The following is a 14152-nucleotide window of genomic DNA, read 5'->3' as shown; positions in this document are numbered from 1 at the left end:
ATCATCTGTAAGTGTAGGCGCTTTCAGAGTTATTATCTCAATTATATTGTTAAAAAACAAGGGTTTTTTTAACTAAAAAAATCAGAGGGAATATCCATGCTGAATGTATGATAAAGTTGCAAGGGAACATACATTCTCATATAATAAAAGAAAAAAAGCGGTGACTGTCATGTCTCTATTAAAAGATATTTATAACGAAGAATTTGCAGAAGCACTTCTGAACAGAATCAAATCGGCATATCCGGCTTTTGAGCGGGACAAGTGCCGGGCGCTGATGTTTCAGGAAGATTGGCCCGGACTGACGTTAAAACAGCGGATGCGCCGGATCACAGACTCTTTATATGAAACACTGCCGAAGGATTACATACGGGCGCTTGACGTCTTATATGAGACAGCTCCCCGCTTCTCAGGGCTCGCCGGGATTATTTTTCCCGATTATGTCCAACAGTACGGAACGGATCACTGGGACGAATCAATGAAGGCGCTTCAGTATTTCACTCGTTTTTCCACTTCCGAATTTGCGGTCCGCCCGTATATCAGGCTTGACCGGGTGCGGATGTTCAAAGAGTTCCTTTCCTGGACGGAGCATCCGGACGAACATGTCAGAAGGCTTGCCAGCGAAGGCTCAAGACCGCGCCTGCCATGGGGAATCTCCATTCCGGCTCTTCTTGAAGATCCTTCTCCGATTCTCCCTGTTCTGGACCGCTTGATGCAGGATGACTCGTTATATGTCAGAAAAAGCGTGGCGAATAACCTGAATGACATCTCCAAAACACATCCGGATCTTCTGGCACAGATCGCAGCCGAGCGGTTCGGAAGCTGTCCGCACACGGACTGGATTTTGAAGCACGCCTGCAGGACACTGTTAAAAAGAGGAGACAAACAGGCGCTCGCGGTTTTCGGGTTTGAAGACGCCTCCCGGATTTCATTGGAACGTTTTACACTGAATTCGGGAACGGCCGCCATCGGAACAAGCATACATTTTTCTTTTCAGATCCGCTCATCCGCCCGGCAAAAAGTCAGGGTTGAATACGCGATTGATTTTGTAAAGAAAAGGGGGCACCGCAGCCGCAAGGTGTTTAAGATGTCGGAGTCCGCCATGGATAACGGAGACGTAAAAGCCTTCAGCAAACATCATTCCCTTAAAGATTTAACCACCCGCAAGCATTATCGGGGAATTCACACTCTGTCTGTCATCATTAACGGTACGGTAAAAGGTTCGCTTGATTTTTCTGTTGAATAAAAAAACCCCTCCATTTCATAGATGGAGGGGTGTGGAGCTTATTCCGGACTGCCGTAAAGCTCTTCAAGAGGTTTCATAATGATTTTGTTTAACTCGCCGATCAGCATGCTCATGCGCTGTTCCGCTTCCATCAGCTGAGAAATCAATTCATGCTGCTGTACGAGAGCAACCGTTTTTTGTGCCTGCTCTACCTCTTCCTGAGTGATTTCTTCACCTGACATCTGTTTCTGCTGCAGCTGCAGCTGTACATTGCGGAAGTTATCAAACATGCGTTTTGCGGATTCATCTGCGTTTACTTGATCATAAAGCCCTCTCAGACGGCTGTATTCATCACTGTTTCGCAAAGCTTTTTCAAGATCATATGCTGCATCATAAAAATGAACTGCCATAGTAACCGCTCCTTTCTTCCTTTCGGACATACCACTCCACTATAACAGACTGCGGAGCGACTTTCATCATCGGCGTATGTTTTCCTTAGAAAAGAATGACAAACAAAGCCTGAATTGCTCCGATTATCCCGCCGAGCAGACCGCCTAAATACGTTATCATCTTAAATTCTCTCTTGGAAATCGACAGCACCATTTCCTCCAGCCGTTCAACGGGAAACTGATCAACCTGCTCTTTGACCACTTCCTCAAGACGCAGCCGTTTCAGCACATCCTCCAAATGAGCGGCAATACTGCCGAGCGCCGCATCAAGCAGCTTCGGCGCGTACGTTCCCGTAATCTCCCCTTCATAACGGGAGATGATGTCACCGAGCCGGCATTCGAAAAAGGGCGCGGTTTGAAGTGCGGCCAAAGCCCGCTTTTTCATGCTGAACAGCAGATCTTTCGCATTCCACTTTTCATCGGCCTCATAAAGTGTATAAGATTTGAGCTTGCCCCATTCTTGAGAAAGCAGATCAGCCAGAAGCTTTTTCGTTTCCTCATTGCGCAAAAACTTTACCAGCTCAGGCAGCACACGGTCTGCCAAGCTTGAATTGCCGAGGAACATCTGCACCATGCTGCCGAGCATCCCCCGGGAATTCAAAAAGTCGTCAATCATATTTCCGAGCCTGTCTTTCCCTTCTTCGCTCTCAAAATAATCAATGCTCCGCTTCAGAATATAATCTGCGGCCATCGGAACTTTTTCATCCAGCTTTTCCTGAAGCTCATCAGGAAGCCAGTCTTTTATGGCGCGGTGCTCATATTTCCGGTACAGGTCCGAAAGCTTTTCATCGGTAAAACGGTCAATCCAGGCATCCGTCTTTTCCTGCGGATTCCGGATGCCCGCGGCGGCCAAAGCTTCGTGCACCGTCATCTCGGAAGCGGCCATTTTTTGCGTGAATTGTTCGGCGAAAAGAAGCGCCTGGTTTTTAACGGTATCTGATAAAAGCCGCTTTTTTATTCCTTCCGGGGTTAAAAGGTGGTTCGTCACCATGAGCCCCATTTGTTTTGCCAATTCATCCCGCCTTTTCGGGATCAGCCCCGGCGTAAACGGAACCCGTTTTCCGAACAGGTAATACGGCCGGTACGGACGAAATAACATCTGAATGGCAAGATGATTCGTCACCGCGCCGATCGCGGCTCCGATCACAATCATAAATAGAAACGTTCCTGCTATGCCCATTCCTTTTCTTCTGCCTCCATCTTATGTTCTATTTTCTTGATGATATATCTATTCGTATTATAGAGGCTGGCGTGCATGCGGGCAAATGAAGAACCTGAATTGTTGTTTGTGAGGAATAAGGCAAGATGCTGTTTCGTACTCTTTACAGTAGATCATCTTTTATGATGCGCTTAGCATATTTATTGGATGGAAGGGCCGTTCCATCAGCGGCTTTTTGAATAAAGGGGGAGTAATAATATGACAACACTCGGTTTTATGTCTGTATCCCGCCGGCACGAAGAAGATTACGCCGGGGAATTGGCTGAAAGAGCGCCTCAATATAATGTGCGCTTAGCCCGCTTTACACCGTTTGATATTTTTCCGGATTCTTTGCGCGTGAAAGCGCTCGTCTATTACCCGCAAAGCGGAAAGTGGAACGAAACGGAAATCGATATTCCCGAATATATTTACGACCGCTGTTTTTACGGAAAATCCGCTGAAGCGCAGAAAGCCAAACCGATCGTCGAATGGCTGAAAAAATATCGGAAAACGGAATTTATCGGCCGGGGGCTTCCTGATAAATGGACGGTCACGGATGCGCTCCAAAAGCATCATCTGATCAGTCCCTATATTCCTGAAACGGCCGAAGTCAGCCGCTATGAACAGGTGCAATCATACTTAGCCAAGGAAAAAGCATGTATACTTAAGCCCGCTTTCGGCGCGGGAGGCAGAGGCATCATCCTGCTTGAAACAGGCAAAAAATCAATTACGGCCACTTACTATATCGGAAAAAACAAACAAACAAAATCATTTTCCAATCACGTGTCTTTTAAGTCTTGGTGCAAAAAAGTGCTGCAGCACCGCTATTTGCTTCAATCCTACTTAAATATCCAGGATAAAGAGCGGCATCCGTGCGACATCCGCATTTTCATGCGCAAAACTGAGTCAGGCGTTTGGGAAACGGTCGGAAAAGCGGTCAGAAGGGGTTATCAGAACGGTCTTTTATCTCATTTGCCAGGAGGATCTGAACCGATTAAGTTTGACACATGGTTTGAGGAAATTCCGAGAAAGCAGCAGGCCGTTTTATTGGATGATGTCTTTTCGATCACCCAATCCGTCCCTTATTTCCTTGATGAACGGTTCGGGCCGCTGTTTGAGCTGGGGCTCGATATTTGTTATGCCAAAGACGGACGCATCTGGCTTTTGGATGTCAACTCAAAGCCGGGACGGAAAGCTATTTTAAGCGTGGCTCCGGAGGCGAAAGAGGATTTGTATACGAGTCCGCTGAGACGCTTCCGCGAACTTCAGTCACAGGAAAGCCGGAAAGGAGTATTACCGCGTGAATCATAAAGGGATGATTGTCGGCATCGATAAAAAAAGCAAAAACACGCTGTTTCTCCCCTCCTCCATGAAACGGGAAGGGCTTTTATCCGCTGCCTTCGGGACCAAGGTTGTCAAATGCCGTGTAGCCTTTTCTCAATCACTTGAAAAAAGCGCGCTCCTTTCTGAAGATTTGTTTGAGGAGCTGTTGATACCGCATAAAAGCCGGGCTGACTTTCTCATACACGGCCAGACGGTGCACATCGGACCGCTGATCGGCGTTTTCACAGCCGGGTTCACATCATCGCCGTCCCGCCCGTTAAGAGACCGTACAGCCTTCTTTTCCAAGATGCTCTCTCTTCATGAACAGGCGAACGGATATTGTTTCGTTTTCGGGGCCCATCAGATCAACTGGGAGGAAGGCACCGTCCAAGCGCTGATTTATAAAGAAAACAGCTGGAAACGGACGGCCGTCCCGCTTCCGAATGTCGTATATGACAGGCTCCCGAGCCGAAAAACGGAAGAAGTTCCGCTTTTACAGCAGACAAAACAAAGGCTGATGAATGACTATCAGATTCCGTGGTTTAATCCGCAATTCTTTAATAAATGGGACATTCATAAGCTTCTGGAAAAAAACAGTCTCACCGCTTCACTTCTGCCAAAATCTGTCCTGCACCCGAATGCGGAAGCGTTAGAAACGTTATGCAGCACGTTTGGCACCGTCTATATCAAACCTGCAGACGGCGCACTCGGAACGGGGATTTACAAGGTGGAAAAAACAGATGCCGGCTTATCTGTCAAACACACGAATGAGGAAAAAACGGTGGTGACGGCAGAGTATTCAGATGCGGCATCCTTCATGACATCATTTAAAGAAAACAATGACCCGTCCGCATTTTTAATTCAGCAAGGCATTGACCTGATCCGGCTGGATGGGCGCCCCGTCGATTTCAGGGTGCACACGAATAAAAACGCCGAGGGGAAATGGACAGTGACGGCCATTGCGGCAAAAATTTCCGGTGAAAACAGCATCACGACGCATCTGGCAACCGGCGGAGAAGTCAGGACGTTAGCTGAATTATACGGCGATCCGCGCGAGAGAGTCGGCATGATGCGGAAACTTTCAAAAGCCGCCTTGGCGGTCAGCCGCGTGTTAAATGAGCACATTGAAGGTTTTATCGGCGAAATCGGTTTTGACCTCGGCGTCGATCATTCAGGGAAAGTTTGGATGTTTGAAGCCAATTCCCGCCCCGGGCGCAGCATTTTTTCCCATCCGAAGCTGAGATCGGTCGATTACCTGACAAAACGGAGAAATTTTGAATACGCGTCGTATTTATCAGAACGGTCCATCACCGCCCCGGAAAAACTTTGGCGGTGAGGCTGTCTTTTTTTAGGTTTACCCGGGACAGGCATTGAACGATGAGCTACAATGAACAAGATCAACATTTCCCATAAGGAGCGTGAACGTCATGATTTCGCACTTCAGCTGGAAACCGTTATTCAAAAAAGAGAAACTGCCCGGATGGCGGATTTCATTTTACTGGCAGGGTACGCATTACGAAGGGATTTACCATAAGTCCGGAGACATTGAATGGGGACGCACACATCCGGGAAAAGAAGAGCCGGCTCTCGTAAAAGAGCTGCATGAATTAATGCTTTATCACATATATGACTGAAAGCTAAAAGCTCAGCCGCACCAGGCTGGGCTTTTCTTTTTCCTTCCGCTATTTACCACACCGTTTTCCGAATGAGATGCCGTTTGATTCACCATAATACGTAGTACAAAGCGGCAAACAGCATTGGGTGAAGCCGAGCTGGCAATGGTTTTCATTCCGAAAACCATCGGCTGGTGCAATTCCAGCAAACCCAACCATACTACTTTATAAAGGAGATCATACAAATGGCAAACAACAACTCTTCAAACAACCTAGTAGTACCCGGCGCTGCTCAAGCAATCGACCAAATGAAATACGAAATTGCTTCTGAGTTCGGCGTAAACCTTGGCGGAGAAACAACTTCTCGCGCAAACGGTTCTGTCGGAGGAGAAATCACGAAACGTTTAGTATCTTTCGCACAGCAGAACATGGGCGGCCAAGGCGTACAATAACTCAATAAATGGCTTACAGAAGGCGCGGGATACCGCGTCTTCTTTTATGCCGTCACCCTTTTTTCCTATTCCACATACCCTAGGAAAAAAGGAGGGAAAACATGTCATTCATTGCCTCAGTCAATTGGGAGCTGATTCAGTTCGTAAGTGTCTCTTTGGTCAATGAATATGTTGCCCACCATTTCCCGTTTATTCACAGGTATTCTTTTCCCCGCTGCTTTGAATGATATAATGAGCGGCGAGGAGGTTTTTTACATGAACATCGCTTTACTCGGAGCAACGGGAAGAGTCGGACAGGCTTTTATAAAAGAAGCGCAGAAACATGGACACATGGAGATATTCGCTCTTGTCAGATCAGCCGGAACAGTCCTTCCCATTCCTGAAAAACAAATCATAACAGGGAATGCGAGGCGGCGGGAAGATGTAAGCCGATTGATTTCCAAAGCGGACACAGTCGTGAGCTGTCTCGGCACGGACGGTGACGATACCCTTTCAGCCGCTATGACCCATATAATAGACAGCATGAAACGGCATCATGTTCGGCGTCTGATTACGATCGGCACCGCGGGTATCCTTCAATCACGGCTTATGCCTGATCAATACCGTTTTGAATCGGCAGAATCAAAACGAAAATCAACAAGAGCCGCAAAGGAACACGCCCGCGTATACGAAATGCTGCTGGCAGAGGATCTTGACTGGACGATCATCTGTCCCACCTACCTTCCTGACGGAGACGCTGCCGGAGTTTACCGGTTCGAACAGGATCGCCTTCCTGAAGACGGCGCTGAAATCACCGTCGGAGACACGGCGCACTTTCTGTACCGTGAGCTGATCAGTCCGCAGTTTGTCAGAAAACGGGTGGGACTGGCTTACTGAATGAAAAAAAGGGCGAATCTTTAGATTCACCCTTTCCGATTACACCGCGGACTTCGCCGTTCCTTTCTGCAATTCATACATTTGGTGGTACTGCCCCTTTTGCGCCATTAATTCGTCATGGCTTCCCTTTTCAATAATGCGGCCCTTTTCCAGCACGAGAATCTGGTCTGCGTGTCTGATTGTGGAAAGCCGATGGGCGATAATAAATGTCGTGCGCCCTTCTTGAACGACTTGCAGCGCTTTTTGAATGACTGCTTCTGTTTCGGTGTCAATGTGCGCCGTCGCCTCATCCAAAATTAAAATGGCCGGATCGAACACAAGCGCTCTTGCAAAAGAAATCAGCTGACGCTGGCCTGAGGACAGTGTGCCGCCTTTTTCGGTGACGGGCTCTCTGATGCCCTTCGGCAAAGATTGCAGAAGACTTGCGGCGCCGACTTGGCGAAGCGCTTCTTCCGCCTGCTCCAAAGAAATACGCTGATCATCGAGTGTCACATTGGAGCCGATCGTGCCCGAGAAAAGATACGGGTCTTGCAGCACAATGCCCATATGCGACCTCAGCTCCTGCCTCGACATGCCGTATATGCTTTTATCGTCCAGCAGGATATCTCCTTTTTGGGCATCATAAAAACGGAACAGAAGATTCAGGATGGAGCTTTTGCCGGACCCCGTATGGCCGACGAGGGCGACCGTCTCCCCTTTTTCAGCTGTAAAGCTGATCTGTTTCAGCACCTCTTCCCCCTTTCGATATCCAAAAGAAACATCGCGGAATTCCACTGTCCCTTCCGCCTTTCTGTCTGCGGGAGCGCCTTCTTCTTCCGTTTCCTCCTCCTGTAAAAGCTCGAATACTCTGGCGGCAGAGACACGGGCCAATTCAAGCTTCGAAAATTGGTTGACAATCCCCGTAACCGGCTGGAACAAACGGTTTAAATAATCAACAAATGCATATAAAACACCGATCGAAACAATTCCGGCCGCACTCAGACTCGCGCCTCCGAAATACCAGATCAGCCCGACAAACGCCAGATTGCGCAACACATTGACAAGACTGTGGGACATGAGGGAATTTAAGGACAGCATTTTGTTCTTATAGCGAAAATGAGCTTCATTCAATTCTTCAAATTCCTTCATCGTTTCCTTTTCGCGGCGGAACGCCTGAATAATCGGCATTCCTTGAATGGATTCGTTCATTTTCGCATTGATGTTACTGTTAATGGAACGGATTTTTTGGTTGAAGACGGATGCGTATTTGCGGTACACAACCGACCAGATCATTAAAATCGGAATAATCAGCAGGCAAACGGCGGCCAGCCTGACGTCAAGCATAAACAGCGCCGTAAAAATGCCGAGCATATAAACGCCGCTTGTGATAAATGTCGACAGCACCGTTACATATAAATCCCTGACCGCTTCTGTGTCATTCGTAATGCGGGCCACGACTTTTCCGGCAGGCAGATTATCAAAGTAGCGGATCGGCATTTTCTGAATGTGTGAAAATACATCCTGCCTCATGCGCTGTATGATCCGGTTCGCTCCCATCTGCAGCAGATAATGCTGGCCGTAATGAAAACATACGGAAAACATGAGCAGTCCCGCGTAAATGGCGGTCAGCGTCAGCAATCCTTTTATTTCGGGACGGTAAAATTGAAAAATCTCCTGTCTTGATAACGTAATGGCGGGATATGACCTGCTTTCTTTACCGTTTGATATTGTCAGCCGGCCGTCAGACACCGAACGGTTTCCGTCAAAACTGACGGGACGGTCAACAAAATAGTAGCCCGCACCGACTTGATAAATGTGCGCCTCTCCGGTTTTGTCCGCCCCCGGTTTGAGCCGGTCCTCTCTGACATAATCATGCCCCCGGAACCTGACGGCGCCCGGATCGTCCGCAGAGGCTTTAACCCATGTTTTTTCAATGCCGAGAATGTGGTCGTCAATCATTTTTTTTCCGATAAACGGGCCGGTCAGCTCAGTGCCGACCGCAATAATGAGCAGGACGACCGCCCATATCAGCAGCTTCTTATATTGAAGCGCGTAATTCCATAATCTTCTCCCGGTCTTCATGCGCCCGTCCCCCCTTCTTCAAGAGAGGACAGCTGCTGCCTCTCATATTGTTTTCGATACCAGCCGTTCTGCGCCAATAGCTCCCGGTGCGTGCCTCTTTCAGACACCCGGCCTTCATCCATGACGAGAATGAGATCTGCGTGTTCAACTGCCGAGAGCCGGTGCGTGGTGATAATCGTTGTTTTATGCCGGCGCTTTTTACGGATGCTGTCAATGATGGCGGCTTCCGTTTTCGCGTCTACGGCAGAAAGCGAATCATCTAATATGAGAATGTCAGGATCGGTCAAAAGCGCTCTCGCAATTGAGATGCGCTGCTTTTGTCCGCCAGAGAGCGCTACGCCCTTCTCGCCGACAAGCGTCTCAAGCCCGTCGGAAAGCATGCCGATATCGTTTTCAAAATGCGCATCTTTCAGCGCGCTGCCGATTTCCTCTTCGTTTGCATCCTGCCGGCCGTAAAGCAGATTCTCTTTTACAGTCTTCGAAAATAAAATATGATCCTGCGGCACATAGCCGATCCACCCCCGGAGCTCCTCAAGCGGAATCTCCTGAATCGGAACGCCTGTAAACGTGATTGCTCCCGCACCGGGCGGATATTCGCGCAACAGCTGCTTAATGATCGTCGTCTTTCCGCTTCCCGTCTTCCCGACGATGCCGATTGTCTGCCCTTTTTCTACGGAAAAAGATACATCAGAAACCGCCGGTCCCGCTCCGCTCGGATACGTGAAAGTCACTTGTTCAAAAACAAGACGCCCGGGCTCCTTGATGCCGGCGGGGTGCTTGGGTCCTGTCACGTCTGGCTCATAGGAAAGCGTCTCATTGACACGATCCAAGGAGGCATTTCCGCGCTGCATGATATTGATTAATTCTCCGATCGCAAACATCGGCCAGATCATCATTCCGAGGTACACGTTAAACGATACCAGCTCTCCCAGCGTCAGCCGGTTTTGAAAAACGAGATAAGCGCCGTAGCCGAGACCGATGAGATAGCTGAGGCCGACGAGAAGTTTTACAGTCGGTTCAAAAAGTGAATCGATAAACGCCACCTTCATGTTTTTCTCATATACATCCGCCGTCATATCACCGAACCGGCTGACATCATTTTTTTCCTGTACGAAAGCCCGGATGACCCTGACGCCGGATACCGACTCCAGCACCTTGTCATTTAATGATCCGAAAGCATCCTGCGCTTCCGTAAACCGCTCATGGATCTTTTTTCCGTACAGGCTGACCGCAGCCGCCATTATCGGCAACGGAATAATCGCGGCAAATGTCAGCTTCCAGCTGATGAGAAGCCCCATTGTCAAAAATATCGTCAGCATATACATCGTTGAATCAACGAGCGTTAAGACCCCAAAGCCCGTCGTCATACTGACGGCCTGCAAGTCATTTGTCCCCCGCGCCATTAAATCGCCCGTTCTGTATTTCTCGTAAAACGGCGGTGACATTTGAAGAAGCCTTCCCATCAGCTTTGAACGGAGAATCTTCTCCATGACATTCGCCCCGCCGAAAAGCTGATACATCCAAAAATAAGACAGTAAATAGACGGCTGCCGTTAATGCGAGAAAAACACATATGTAAAACAGCATCCCGCTTTTTGTAAACACACCCGCCTTCATATCGTCTATCGCGTTACCGAGAAGTTTAGGCGGAAACATTTCAATGACATTCACAATCAATAACAGAACAATCGCTGTCGTATAGCGCAGCCAATAGGCTTTAAAAAACCACGCGAGCTTTTTTAATACAGTAAACAAATACTGTCATCCCCTTTCATCAATCAGCCGCCCTCAAGCTTTCCCGGATTGTTTTTCATTGTTTTCGCTAATACCGCCACATGCATCACACCTGTCTTTCTTTCATTTTTTTGTATAAAAAAAGACATGAAGCCTCAGCTCCATGCCTCTTATTATTATAAATAAGGTACAGACCCGCCGTTTATGCGCGACTGCCCCGTTTTTAAGCAAATGTTCAGAAAACGGAAGCTGTATGGGAGTCACGCCGGTATTCAGCTGAAGATGAGTTGACAAGCTTTAGTTTTGACATGATCCATACCTCCTTTTTCCCTATATTGTTCCTTCATCATATAAACAAATCCTTTTTTTGTCAATGCAGGTTTTGCATTTCTGCCATTCGGGTATTGTAAAACAAACCTTTTTTACTGAAAGGATGAGGCCGATGTTTCACGCGGACCGGTTGATAGCAGCTTTTGACGGAAGTGATGATAGTAAAAAAGCGCTCCAAAAAGCCATAGACCTTTCAAAAACATTTCACGCGGATTTAACGGTCGTACATTCCCACAATGCAAAAGATACCCAGACGATTGTTGATCCCCCGAGGCCGGGAGCCGGGGCAACGTATATCGGCGGCGGGATTGCAAGCGTTCCTGACCCGCTCCAAGCGGAAAGAATCTCCCCTGATCCGATGATTTATGAAGACCGTACGGAAGAAATCGTTGCGGAAGCGAGAATGCTGATGAACGAAAGCCAGATTGACGGGGATATCGACATTTTAGAAGGTGATCCCGCTGATGCCATTATCGAGCATGCCGACCGTATATCGGCGGATTTGATCGTCATGGGGAGCCGGGACCAGAACAGGCTGAAAAAACTTTTATTCGGAAGCGTCAGTGAAAAACTGTCATCGAAATCCGATATTCCCGTGCTGATCGTAAAATAATTCTTTCTGTAAAGCAGCTTAATCAAAAGCTGCTTTTTTTACAGCTCCCGGCTGTTTCTTCTTTTTTTCGGCATCACAAAAAAACTCGCCATGATCAAAAAATCGATGCATAATACGACAGACCAGCCCTTTAACAGCTTGCTGAGCGCTTCGGTGCGGGAAGCGTCCTGAATGAGAAATACCGTTCCGGCTAAAAGAACGCCGCCGATGACAAACGCTAATACATGTCTCCCCCACCCTTTTGCATAATGTTTGGCATAATCCAGCCCGTACCGTTTGACCGGTCTTGCCCCTTCCTTGACCACATAATAGCGGAACCGCTCATCCGCCCATTGAATCATGCTTTTCCCGAAGGCGACAGACACTCCGATATAAATGGCCGCCACCGCATGCGCCATAGTCGCCGCCGCCCCTCTGTATAAATCAGCTGCGGCCGCCAGAAACAGTACGGCATCCAATAAAGGAATGAGAGCGAAAAAAAACATTCCGAGCTTTTGCCGCCTGAATATATAGCGCGCCGCCAATCCGAAGATGACAGCCGCCCAAAAAGCAGCCTCACAAATGACAATCAACCAAGCAATCGCGTTCAATCCGGTTCCCCCTTATCGTTTTCTAAAATGCATTGTATCACTGCTTTTTATTTAATACAACTGTGTTACAAAATTGCAAGAAAAAATATTTCCTGTTACACTGGAACCATGCCTAAAATAATCGATCATGAAAAAAGAAGAAAACAAATAGCCGAAGCCACTTGGCGGACGATTTTGGAGCGGGGAATGGAAGGAGCGACAGTGAGAAACATCGCCCAGGAAGCGGGTCTTTCTTTAGGCGCGCTGAGGCACTATTTCACCACCCAGGATGAGCTTTTAGGGTATGCGATGACACTCGTAAAAGAAAAAGCGGCCGCCAGAATTAACGAAGTTGCCATGAAAGATCTGCCGCCGAAAGAAAAAGCGGTGCGTCTGATGCTTGAAATCATCCCGACAGACGAAGAAACGATGGCTGAAATGGAGGTATGGTTCGCTTTCACAGCTTATGCCAGACATAAGGGAGAAGAGTTTCAACCCCAGCAGGACGGGATCTTGGCATATATCCGCGGTCTGATTGACTGGCTGGATGAAAATAAGCTTCTGAAACCGAATCTTGATAAAGAGATCGAAGCGGAGAAAATGTACGCCATCGCCGACGGATTGGCGCTGCATGCCATGCTTGAACCTGAGCGTCTTTCAAAAGAGAAGATCTCCCGTGTGCTCGTTCAGCATATCGAATCTCTTTTTATCTGACTGAAGTAAAAAGGCCGGATGTGTTCCGGCCTTTTTTCAGCTTATGACTGAACCCCGAGCTCCTGCTGAATGTGCGACTGAAAAGCGTCCTGAATCGTTTTGGCTACAGGTCCCGGCGCTCCGCTTCCGACCGGTTTTCCGTCAAGGGTTACGATCGGGATTAATTCAGCCGTCGTTGACGAGATGAAAATTTCATCCGCATCCCTGAGTTCGTCTTCGGTAAGAGCCTTCTCCCGCACCTCAATCCCGTTTTCTTTCATCAGCTCTAACAGTTTCATCCGCGTAATGCCGTTTAAAATCAGCTCATTTGCAGGATGCGTCCGGACAGTGCCGTTTATGACGGCGTATACATTGGAAGAGGTTCCTTCCGTGACCGCTCCGTCCCTTATCAGCACCGCTTCATAAGCGCCTGCTTCATAGGCTTTTTGTTTAATCATCACATTATACAGTAAATTCAGACTCTTAATGTCACACCTCAGCCAGCGTTTGTCCTCCGCCGTTATGGCCTGCGCTCCGGCTTTTTGTTCATTTTCCGGTTTTTTCACTGAAAAGGTGTATGCCGTCGTCTGCGGTTCCAATCCTTCGTCATACTGGTGCTTCCGCGGCGCCTTCCCTCTCGTCGTCTGTATATAGACCCCGCCGTCAATGAGTTTGTTTTCCTGTACGAGCTTTTGCAGATCCCATTCTATGTCCTCTGCGGAGAACGGCAGGGTGATGCCGATTTCTGCGGCGCTTCTGAAAAGACGGACAATATGCTCACGCAGACCGAATAAGGCACCGTTATACACTCTGATGACCTCATACACACCGTCACCGAATTGATATCCGCGATCCTCAATATCAACTGCCGCTTCTTCACGATCAATCAACTGGCCGTTTACTAATGTCTTCATGTAAACCCTCCTCATCGTTATCTGCCGTGATGTGCATTCTCAGCTGTTATTGTCAACTATTCTATCATACTGAACGAGCAGGCTGCGGAGTTTATTTTTTTCTTAA

Annotated in this window: 15 protein-coding genes; 9 read left to right on the top strand and 6 right to left on the bottom strand. The window is 48.1% G+C overall.

All coding sequences use genetic code 11. The features are described from left to right. The first annotated feature begins 103 nt into the window (after window positions 1-103). Window positions 104-1243 (top strand): DNA alkylation repair protein, encoded by a 1140-nt coding sequence (locus NYE68_RS05745; protein ID WP_254003638.1) that lies wholly within the window; start codon window positions 104-106, stop codon window positions 1241-1243. Between the two features lie 38 nt (window positions 1244-1281). Here NYE68_RS05745 and NYE68_RS05740 read toward each other — a convergent pair whose 3' ends face one another. Both NYE68_RS05740 and NYE68_RS05735 read right to left on the bottom strand, forming a co-directional pair. Beyond that, window positions 1282-1632 (bottom strand): YlbF family regulator, encoded by a 351-nt coding sequence (locus NYE68_RS05740; protein ID WP_014720937.1) that lies wholly within the window; start codon window positions 1630-1632, stop codon window positions 1282-1284. Window positions 1633-1717: 85 nt separating this feature from the next. Beyond that, a complete protein-coding gene (locus NYE68_RS05735; protein WP_254003637.1) occupies window positions 1718-2851 on the bottom strand; it encodes a DUF445 family protein in 1134 nt (377 codons plus the stop codon). 237 nt (window positions 2852-3088) lie between these two features. Here NYE68_RS05735 and NYE68_RS05730 point away from each other — a divergent pair, with 237 nt between their 5' ends. From NYE68_RS05730 to NYE68_RS05705, 6 genes are all read left to right on the top strand, one after another. Further along, complete coding sequence (locus tag NYE68_RS05730) at window positions 3089-4180, top strand: YheC/YheD family protein (RefSeq protein ID WP_015417138.1); 1092 nt, start codon at window positions 3089-3091, stop codon at window positions 4178-4180. Then, the gene (locus NYE68_RS05725; RefSeq protein ID WP_007409242.1) at window positions 4170-5528 is read left to right on the top strand and encodes a YheC/YheD family protein; all 1359 of its coding nucleotides are present in this window, start codon (window positions 4170-4172) and stop codon (window positions 5526-5528) included. Before NYE68_RS05730 ends, NYE68_RS05725 begins: the two co-directional genes overlap by 11 nt. 82 nt (window positions 5529-5610) lie before the next feature. After that, window positions 5611-5826, top strand: coding sequence for a YheE family protein (locus tag NYE68_RS05720; RefSeq protein WP_155515268.1), 216 nt, complete (start codon window positions 5611-5613; stop codon window positions 5824-5826). Between the two features lie 224 nt (window positions 5827-6050). Further along, on the top strand, window positions 6051-6257 hold the full coding sequence (locus NYE68_RS05715; protein WP_007409244.1) for an alpha/beta-type small acid-soluble spore protein: 207 nt from the start codon (window positions 6051-6053) through the stop codon (window positions 6255-6257). 101 nt (window positions 6258-6358) lie between these two features. Continuing rightward, window positions 6359-6484 (top strand): hypothetical protein, encoded by a 126-nt coding sequence (locus NYE68_RS05710; protein ID WP_007409245.1) that lies wholly within the window; start codon window positions 6359-6361, stop codon window positions 6482-6484. Window positions 6485-6512: 28 nt separating this feature from the next. Continuing rightward, window positions 6513-7133 (top strand): SDR family oxidoreductase, encoded by a 621-nt coding sequence (locus tag NYE68_RS05705; protein WP_095284608.1) that lies wholly within the window; start codon window positions 6513-6515, stop codon window positions 7131-7133. Between the two features lie 39 nt (window positions 7134-7172). Here NYE68_RS05705 and NYE68_RS05700 read toward each other — a convergent pair whose 3' ends face one another. Both NYE68_RS05700 and NYE68_RS05695 read right to left on the bottom strand, forming a co-directional pair. Continuing rightward, a complete protein-coding gene (locus tag NYE68_RS05700; protein ID WP_015417135.1) occupies window positions 7173-9194 on the bottom strand; it encodes an ABC transporter ATP-binding protein in 2022 nt (673 codons plus the stop codon). Further along, window positions 9191-10948, bottom strand: coding sequence for an ABC transporter ATP-binding protein (locus tag NYE68_RS05695; RefSeq protein ID WP_324635995.1), 1758 nt, complete (start codon window positions 10946-10948; stop codon window positions 9191-9193). Before NYE68_RS05695 ends, NYE68_RS05700 begins: the two co-directional genes overlap by 4 nt. A gap of 421 nt (window positions 10949-11369) precedes the next feature. Between NYE68_RS05695 and NYE68_RS05690 the strand changes: the two genes are divergently transcribed. Beyond that, window positions 11370-11870, top strand: coding sequence for a universal stress protein (locus NYE68_RS05690; protein WP_015417134.1), 501 nt, complete (start codon window positions 11370-11372; stop codon window positions 11868-11870). Window positions 11871-11908: 38 nt separating this feature from the next. Here the strand turns inward: NYE68_RS05690 and NYE68_RS05685 are convergent, their stop codons facing one another. Beyond that, window positions 11909-12460 (bottom strand): hypothetical protein, encoded by a 552-nt coding sequence (locus NYE68_RS05685; protein WP_015417133.1) that lies wholly within the window; start codon window positions 12458-12460, stop codon window positions 11909-11911. A 108-nt stretch (window positions 12461-12568) separates the two neighbouring features. Here NYE68_RS05685 and NYE68_RS05680 point away from each other — a divergent pair, with 108 nt between their 5' ends. Further along, on the top strand, window positions 12569-13153 hold the full coding sequence (locus tag NYE68_RS05680; protein WP_012117186.1) for a TetR/AcrR family transcriptional regulator: 585 nt from the start codon (window positions 12569-12571) through the stop codon (window positions 13151-13153). 41 nt (window positions 13154-13194) lie between these two features. Here the strand turns inward: NYE68_RS05680 and dat are convergent, their stop codons facing one another. Beyond that, window positions 13195-14046, bottom strand: coding sequence for a D-amino-acid transaminase (gene dat / locus NYE68_RS05675; protein WP_015417131.1), 852 nt, complete (start codon window positions 14044-14046; stop codon window positions 13195-13197). Window positions 14047-14152: the final 106 nt, after the last annotated feature.

This window comes from Bacillus sp. FSL R5-0447, from assembly GCF_038606125.1.
Lineage (GTDB): Bacteria > Bacillota > Bacilli > Bacillales > Bacillaceae > Bacillus > Bacillus velezensis.
Note: the sequence above shows the minus strand (reverse complement) of the source record. Positions and strands in the feature narration are given on the sequence as shown.

Excerpts from the sequence above, each read along its gene's own strand:
- NYE68_RS05745 (WP_254003638.1), top strand. The coding sequence starts at position 104 with ATGTATGATAAAGTTGCAAGGGAACATACATTCTCATATAATAAAAGA.
- NYE68_RS05740 (WP_014720937.1), bottom strand. The coding sequence starts at position 1,632 with ATGGCAGTTCATTTTTATGATGCAGCATATGATCTTGAAAAAGCTTTG.
- NYE68_RS05735 (WP_254003637.1), bottom strand. The coding sequence starts at position 2,851 with ATGGGCATAGCAGGAACGTTTCTATTTATGATTGTGATCGGAGCCGCG.
- NYE68_RS05730 (WP_015417138.1), top strand. The coding sequence starts at position 3,089 with ATGACAACACTCGGTTTTATGTCTGTATCCCGCCGGCACGAAGAAGAT.
- NYE68_RS05715 (WP_007409244.1), top strand. The coding sequence starts at position 6,051 with ATGGCAAACAACAACTCTTCAAACAACCTAGTAGTACCCGGCGCTGCT.
- NYE68_RS05710 (WP_007409245.1), top strand. The coding sequence starts at position 6,359 with ATGTCATTCATTGCCTCAGTCAATTGGGAGCTGATTCAGTTCGTAAGT.
- NYE68_RS05705 (WP_095284608.1), top strand. The coding sequence starts at position 6,513 with ATGAACATCGCTTTACTCGGAGCAACGGGAAGAGTCGGACAGGCTTTT.
- NYE68_RS05700 (WP_015417135.1), bottom strand. The coding sequence starts at position 9,194 with ATGAAGACCGGGAGAAGATTATGGAATTACGCGCTTCAATATAAGAAG.
- NYE68_RS05690 (WP_015417134.1), top strand. The coding sequence starts at position 11,370 with ATGTTTCACGCGGACCGGTTGATAGCAGCTTTTGACGGAAGTGATGAT.
- NYE68_RS05680 (WP_012117186.1), top strand. The coding sequence starts at position 12,569 with ATGCCTAAAATAATCGATCATGAAAAAAGAAGAAAACAAATAGCCGAA.
- dat (WP_015417131.1), bottom strand. The coding sequence starts at position 14,046 with ATGAAGACATTAGTAAACGGCCAGTTGATTGATCGTGAAGAAGCGGCA.